A 6433-nucleotide genomic window follows, 5' to 3' on the forward strand; every position below is an offset into this window, starting at 1 on the left:
GCACCCGGTTGGCGAGGGTCCGCAGGCCGCCAGCCCATTCCCTCAACCGCTCNGCCGTCGCCGGCTCCGGCATGAAGGCGTCGCCGCCACCGGGGGTGGCGAGCGCCCGGTGCAGCTCCGCCGTCCGCTGCCCCAGCAGGCGCAGGAAGGCGACACTGTCGGCATCGGCGGCCTTGGCGGCTTCCCCATCCTCGAAGCGGGCGACGCGGTCGTTCAGGTAGCCGGTGACGTGGCCCCAGGCGTCCTTCGCCTCCGGCACCAGCTCCTGCATCACGCACAGCGTGGTGGAGCCGGAGCTGTTGGCCCGCTCCACCCAACCCAGCAGGGCCGGCGTGTTGGGGAACTGCGCCACCTCGGTCAGGAATCGGCTGACCTCCAGTTCGGGATGGATGCCGGGCTCCAGCTTACGCAACCCCTTCAGGATGGCGGCGTCGCCGATGCGGATCGAGGTGTTGGACTGCTCGGCCGTCATCCGGTGCAGCGGGGCGTCGGCGTTCAGCCGCTCCGCCATCGCCTCGCAGGCACGGGTGTGGCCGGCGGTGAGGCCGGCCGACAGGACCGCTTCGCCCGGTTCGCGGCCATGCGTCAGAATGGCGCCCAGCAGCGCGCGGACCACGCCGTCATCGGCATAGCCGTCGCGCAGGCGGCCCGAAACCGGCAGGTCCTTGGATCCGGCGATCGCCGACGCATCCTCGCCGGTGCTGCGGTCGAGGATCAGGGGAAGCTGGTAAAGCTGCGGCTCCCGCCCCGGCGGTTCGACCCGCAGCAGACAAAGCTGGGCCTGCGCCCCACCGGGAAGAGACAGCGGCAGGGCATCGACGATGCGCACGACCGGCCGTCCGGCGTCCTTCGCCGCATACCAGCGGCGGGTCAGCAGATGGGCGGGCAGCAGATCGTCCTGCAGACGCGACAGGATTTCGCTTTCCAGCGGGTTCGCGAGAATGGTCGGCTGGACATGTGGCTGCGGCGAAGTGGGCACGAGGGCTCCTCCCCTGTTGAGCGCTGGGTGGCACGTCGCTCAAACAGCGGGGAGGGGCAGCACGGAGGGAAGGAGTTCCCGCACCCGCTTAGCCGCTTCCACGAACGACCGCGCCCTTTTCCCAAAAACAGTGTTCAGACGGTCCGCGGGTGGTGGGGCAGATGGGCGAGACGACCGATCCTCTCGGCAACTTGCAGGGCCTCGACGACATCGTCCAACTGCCCGTCGCGCATCAGATTGTGCGCGTGGGTGTTCAGCGCGGCGACGACGGCCCGTTCATCGGACACCCCGCGGGCCGGCTGGCCGTCGGGGTCGAGCACGGTGGCGCCCAGCGCCGCCATGGCCTCCGCGGTCAGGTTCACGGCCTCGGACAGGGCCTCTTCGTCGTCATCCGCAGCGGTCAGGATCGGTTCCAGAAGCTCCGCAAGGAGACGGGGGGTCATGGTGCTAATCCTCGGTGACATTCTCAGGCCGTCCCCTTCGACGTCGGTGCTGCACGGTCTATCGCTACAACAGCCGGAACGAAGGAAAGGTCCGTCCCGCCGCTCCACCCGCGGCGGCTGCCGGACGGGTGGAGACGGCAGATGGGCACCGCTATCCCCAGGGGCAAGCGTCGCCGCCCGTCAACTGGCCGGATGGGAGAGTTGCAGGACGGCAGGCATGCCGTCAGGTCGGGGATACCGAGAACCAGTCGGCCGAGATTTGCCACTGCTTCACATTGTCGAGCGAAAGCGTGAAGCCGTTGCCGGTGCCGCTCGTCACCGAAAGCCCGAGTTCATCGGTGGTGAAGCTGGCCACAACCCCCATGCCATCGCCTCGGTCATTGAAGCGTGCCATGATGTCGGCAAGGCTGAGCGAGGTGTGGTGGAAGCTCAGCACATCGACCCCCGGCTGGAAGTCCGTGACCGTCGTCACCGACTCCCCCAACCAAGGGACGTAGGAACTGCCGCTGGGCCCGCGATAGGAGGTCCAGGCCTTCGGATCCTGCCAGAGCCGGTTCGGCGGAGAGCCGAGATCGACGAGGAAGGTGTCGGCGCCAGTGCCGCCGGTCAGGCGGTCGTTGCCGGTCCACGCCACCAGCGTGTCGTCGCCGTCACCGCCGCTCAGCGTGTCGTTGGCCGACGATACCCAGGTGTAGAAGCGCGCGTCGTTGTACCCGACCGCCAGCAGATAGTCGTTGCCGGTTCCCCCCTCCACGACCGCTCCGCCGCTGCCGCCATTCAGCGTGTCATTGCCGGCGGCGCCCAGAAGGCGGATCTGGGTGTTGGTACTGCCGGCGGAGATCCAGTCGTCACCGGTGCTCCCGGCGATGGTCGGAACCGACAGATTGGCGATCGGATTGATGAACACCCGCATCCGTTCGACATTGGCCGGGATGGAATAGTTGAAATAACCGCTGGTGCTGTCCTCGATCAGGAAAAGTTCGTCGGTGCCGGCATCGCTCCCTTCTGTCACCAGCACGCCGGAGGAATGGACGTAATAGGTGTCGTCGCCGCTTCCACCATTCAGAGTGTCGTTCTGCGCGCCATACAGCGTGTCATTGCCGGTTTCGCCGAACAGCACGTCGCTGTAGTCGCTGTAACCGTTGTAGGCGCCGACCATCGTGCTGGTGGAGATGCTGTATCCGTCGATGCCGTCCAGAATGTCGTCACCCGATCCGCCATGCAGAATCCGGACATGGCCCGGCGCTCCGTCGAAGGCAATCCAATGGTCGTTGCCGGTCAGCACCGCCATGTCGCTCGGCATGCGGCCTTCCCGCTTGCCGAACAGGTCGTAATGCGAGCGGGCGGTCATCCAGCCGGCAGTGACCGCATCGCGGACATCCGGATAGGCCTGGAGATACCAGGATTCGTCGAAATCGCCCGCCGGAGACGGGGCGAGCGGCGGAGTCGGCTTCGCATAGAAGGCAACCCCCTCATAACGATAGCTCGACAGGCTTGCCGCCACCCCATCCCGCTCGCCTTCGGAGGCGGTGAAGAAATGACTGCCGGTCGCCGTGTCGACGAAGCGGTAGACGGGCTGGGAGAACAACGAATCCGGCGTCGCGGAGACGAGGAACGCCTGTGGATCCTCCAGGCGATAGGCGTCCGCCATGGTCTGCAGGATATAGTCCCGTTCGGTGACGCTGGCGGTGTAGAAATGCTCGCCCGTGTCCAGCCTGACGAAACGGGCCACCGACACCGGGTTGCTGGCGCCGCCACCCTGCAGGAAAGCGACGCCTTCATAGGCCATATCCGGCATTCCGGCGATGATGCCGTCCCGTTCGGCCGCGTTCGCCGTATAGAAATGCTCTCCCGTCCTGCGATTGAAGAAACGGAAGGCTTTTGGAATCACCCCGTCCATCGTCGCATCCGCGATTGCCGCCGATCAACCCTTGGTAGTTTGACGCAATAACCCTTCGGGGACAATAACCATTCCGTTCGCCGGCCGGGGTATAAAATGTCGCATGGTCTCAGTCGAGGAAATCGTCGCGGCTCAGCCCATAGCGCTTGAGCTTGTCGTAGAAGGTCTTGCGCGGGATGTTCAGCGCCTCGATGGCGGCCTTCACACTGCCACGATGGCGGGCGAGTTCGGCCTGGATCAGGCCCTTTTCATACAGATCGACCTGCTCCGCCAACGACAGCGTCGAGGGCGCCGACACCGGCGCCGGCGCTGCATCCTCAAGCCCGAGCACGAAGCGGTCGGCCGCGTTGCGCAGCTCGCGGACATTGCCCGGCCAGTCCTGCCCCATCAGCCGCTGCAACTGCTCGCGGGAGGGTACGCGCGGCTCGCGGTTGTAGCGGGCGGCGGCCTGGGCGACGAAATGCTGGAACAGCAGCGGGATGTCGTCGCGCCGCTCGCGCAGCGGCGGGATGGTCAGCACCACCACATTCAGCCGGTAATAGAGGTCTGCCCGGAACGTCCCGGCATCCGCCGCCTGCCGCAGGTCCGACTTGGTGGCAGCGACCACCCGCAGATCGACCGGCACCTGCTCGTTCGATCCCAGCGGCTCGACCACACGTTCCTGAATCACCCGCAGCAGCTTGACCTGCAGGGCCAGCGGCATGCTTTCGATCTCGTCGAGGAACAGCGTGCCGCCGCCGGCATGCTCGATCCGGCCGACCCGGCGTTTGGCCGCTCCGGTGAAGGCACCGGCCTCGTGCCCGAACAGCTCGCTCTCGAAGATCGAGTCCGGCATGGCGCCGCAATTCAGCGCGACGAAGGGATTCCGGCGCCGGCCGCTGGCGGCGTGCAACGCGCGCGCCACCATCTCCTTGCCGGTGCCGGTTTCGCCGAACACCAGGACATCGGCATCGGTATCGGCGACCGCGGCGATGGTGGCGCGCAGCCGCTCGATGCCGGCGGTGCGGCCGACGATGGTCTCCGCCGGATCGGCCCCGCCGGCGATCTGCGCCCGCAGGCGGCGGTTCTCCAGCACCAGCCGGCGCTTCTCCACCGCGCGCCGCGCCACCTCGGTCAGCCGGTCGGACGGAAAGGGCTTTTCCAGGAAGTCGTAGGCGCCGTTGCGCATCGCCTCGACCGCCATCGGCACGTCGCCATGGCCGGTGATCAGGATGACCGGCAGATCGGGGTCGATCTCCCGCACCCGCGCCAGCAAGGCCAGCCCGTCCATCTGCGGCATGCGCACGTCGGTCACGAGGCAGCCCGGCCAGTCACGTCCGAGATGACGCAATGCCCGCTCCGCTCCGTCGCAAGGCGTCACCTCGAAGCCGGCCAGTTCCAGCGCCTGCTGCCCGGCCAGCCGCACCGCACGCTCGTCGTCAACGAAGATGACGCTGCCGGCGGCCTCTGGAACGGTCTGGCTCATTGGAATTGCTCCTTGGAGGGCTGCTCCGCCGTGGCGAGCCGCAGGGTGAAGACGGCGCCGTGGCCGGGTTCACCGTTACGGTTGGCGGCGGTCAGGCTGCCGCCGAAATCCTCGACGATGCCGTGGCTGATCGACAGGCCGAGTCCCAAGCCCTCGCCGGCTTCCTTGGTGGTGAAGAAGGGAACGAACAGGCGGGGCAGGTCGGCATCGGCGATGCCGCCGCCGGTGTCGGCAACGCTCAGCAGGGCCTCGCCCTCCGCGGCGACCAGCGCGATGCGCAGGCGGCGCACCGGACAGCCGCGCATGGCGTCCGCCGCATTGCCGATCAGATTGACCAGAACCTGCTGCAACCGCACATCCTCCGCCACCACCGTCACCGTCTGGTCGGGCAGATCGGCCTCGACCGCGATATCCTCGCGCCGCAGCTTGGATTCGAGCAAGGCCAACGCTTGGGTCACTGCTCCCTGGACCGACACCGGCCCCAGCGTGCCGGAGGCGCGGCGGGCAAAGCCCTTCAACTGCCGGGTGATGGCGGCCATGCGGTCGGTCAGCTCGGCGATATCCGCCAGATTGCCGCGCACCGAGTCCAGCCGCCCGCGGTCCAGCAGGACCACCGCATTGTCGGCGAAGCTGCGCATGGCGGCGAGCGGCTGGTTGATCTCGTGGGCGATGCCGGCCGACATCTGGCCCAGCGCCGCCAGCTTGGCCGCCTGGGTCAACTCGTTCTCCGCCGCGCGCAGGTCGGCGGTGGTGGCGGCGACCCGCCGTTCCAGTTCCGCCCGTGACTCCTCCTGCAGGGCGATCCGTTCGACCAGCGCCACCCGCCGCAGAGCCGCGGCATAGGCGGCGAGTGCCGCCATCGCCACCGCCGCAGCCGCCAGCAGCCCGGCGACCCAGGCGCGGGCAGTCACCGGGTCCAGGCTGGTCAGGCTATGCAGCGTCCAGTCGCCGCCCGGCATGGCGACGGAGGCAAGCAGATAGCGCTTCTGCCCACCCTTCTCCTCCAAGGCGATGCGGTCGGATGCGCCGCCGAAGGCCCAGGGCAGCACGTCGAGTCCCTCGCTGGTGCCTTCCGGGATGATCGGCAGGCTGATCGGCAGGCGGCGGGGCAGGGCGTGGTAGCGCCAGGACGGCACATTGGTGATGAACACCACGCCGTCGCGGTCGGTCACCAGCAGTTTCTCCTGGCCCGGCGCCCAGGCCCGCTCCAGCCGGTCGAAGCCCAGTTTCAGGACCACCGCCCCGACTGTGCGGTTTTCCGCCACCACCCGGTTCGCCGTGTAATAGCCCGGCACCAGCGACGTGGTGCCGAGCGCGAAATGATGTCCTTCGCCCTGGTCCATCGCCATGCGGAAATAGGGCCGGTAGGAGAAATTCTCACCGACGAAGCTGGCCGGGCTGTTCCAGTTGCTGGCCGCCACCGTCGTTCCCTTGGCATCCATCACATAGAGCGCCAGCGCATCCAGCGCGCGGGCGATGTCCTGCAGCTTGCGGTTCAGCCGGTCGACCGCATCCGGCGTCGGGTTGGCCAGCAAGGCGCGCACCTCCGCATCCTGGGCCAGGGCGAGCGGTACGGCGGCGTGCCGCTCCAGCTCCGCCCGCAGGTTGGCGTTGTAGAGCGCCAACTGCGCCCTGGCACTTCCCGC

4 protein-coding genes and 1 pseudogene are annotated in these 6433 nt (G+C 67.9%); all 5 read right to left on the minus strand.

Features of this window, described 5'->3' with window-relative positions; translation table 11 throughout:
• Positions 1 to 979, minus strand: a pseudogene (locus tag I71_RS08805) (4-alpha-glucanotransferase); the annotation flags it as partial.
• Between the two features lie 134 nt (positions 980 to 1113).
• Entirely contained in the window at positions 1114 to 1422 is a 309-nt protein-coding gene (locus I71_RS08810) for a hypothetical protein (RefSeq protein WP_042693942.1), read from the minus strand.
• A 223-nt stretch (positions 1423 to 1645) separates the two neighbouring features.
• Positions 1646 to 3322, minus strand: a complete 1677-nt coding sequence (locus I71_RS08815) for a calcium-binding protein (RefSeq protein WP_042693944.1) — start codon at positions 3320 to 3322, stop codon at positions 1646 to 1648.
• A 109-nt stretch (positions 3323 to 3431) separates the two neighbouring features.
• Positions 3432 to 4787, minus strand: coding sequence for a sigma-54 dependent transcriptional regulator (locus I71_RS08820; protein ID WP_042693946.1), 1356 nt, complete (start codon positions 4785 to 4787; stop codon positions 3432 to 3434).
• A partial coding sequence (locus I71_RS08825) for an ATP-binding protein (protein WP_042693948.1) occupies positions 4784 to 6433 on the minus strand: 1650 nt, incomplete at its 5' end. The genes I71_RS08825 and I71_RS08820, both read right to left, overlap by 4 nt.

It is taken from the genome of Azospirillum sp. B506 (assembly GCF_000333595.1).
Classification (GTDB): domain Bacteria; phylum Pseudomonadota; class Alphaproteobacteria; order Azospirillales; family Azospirillaceae; genus Azospirillum.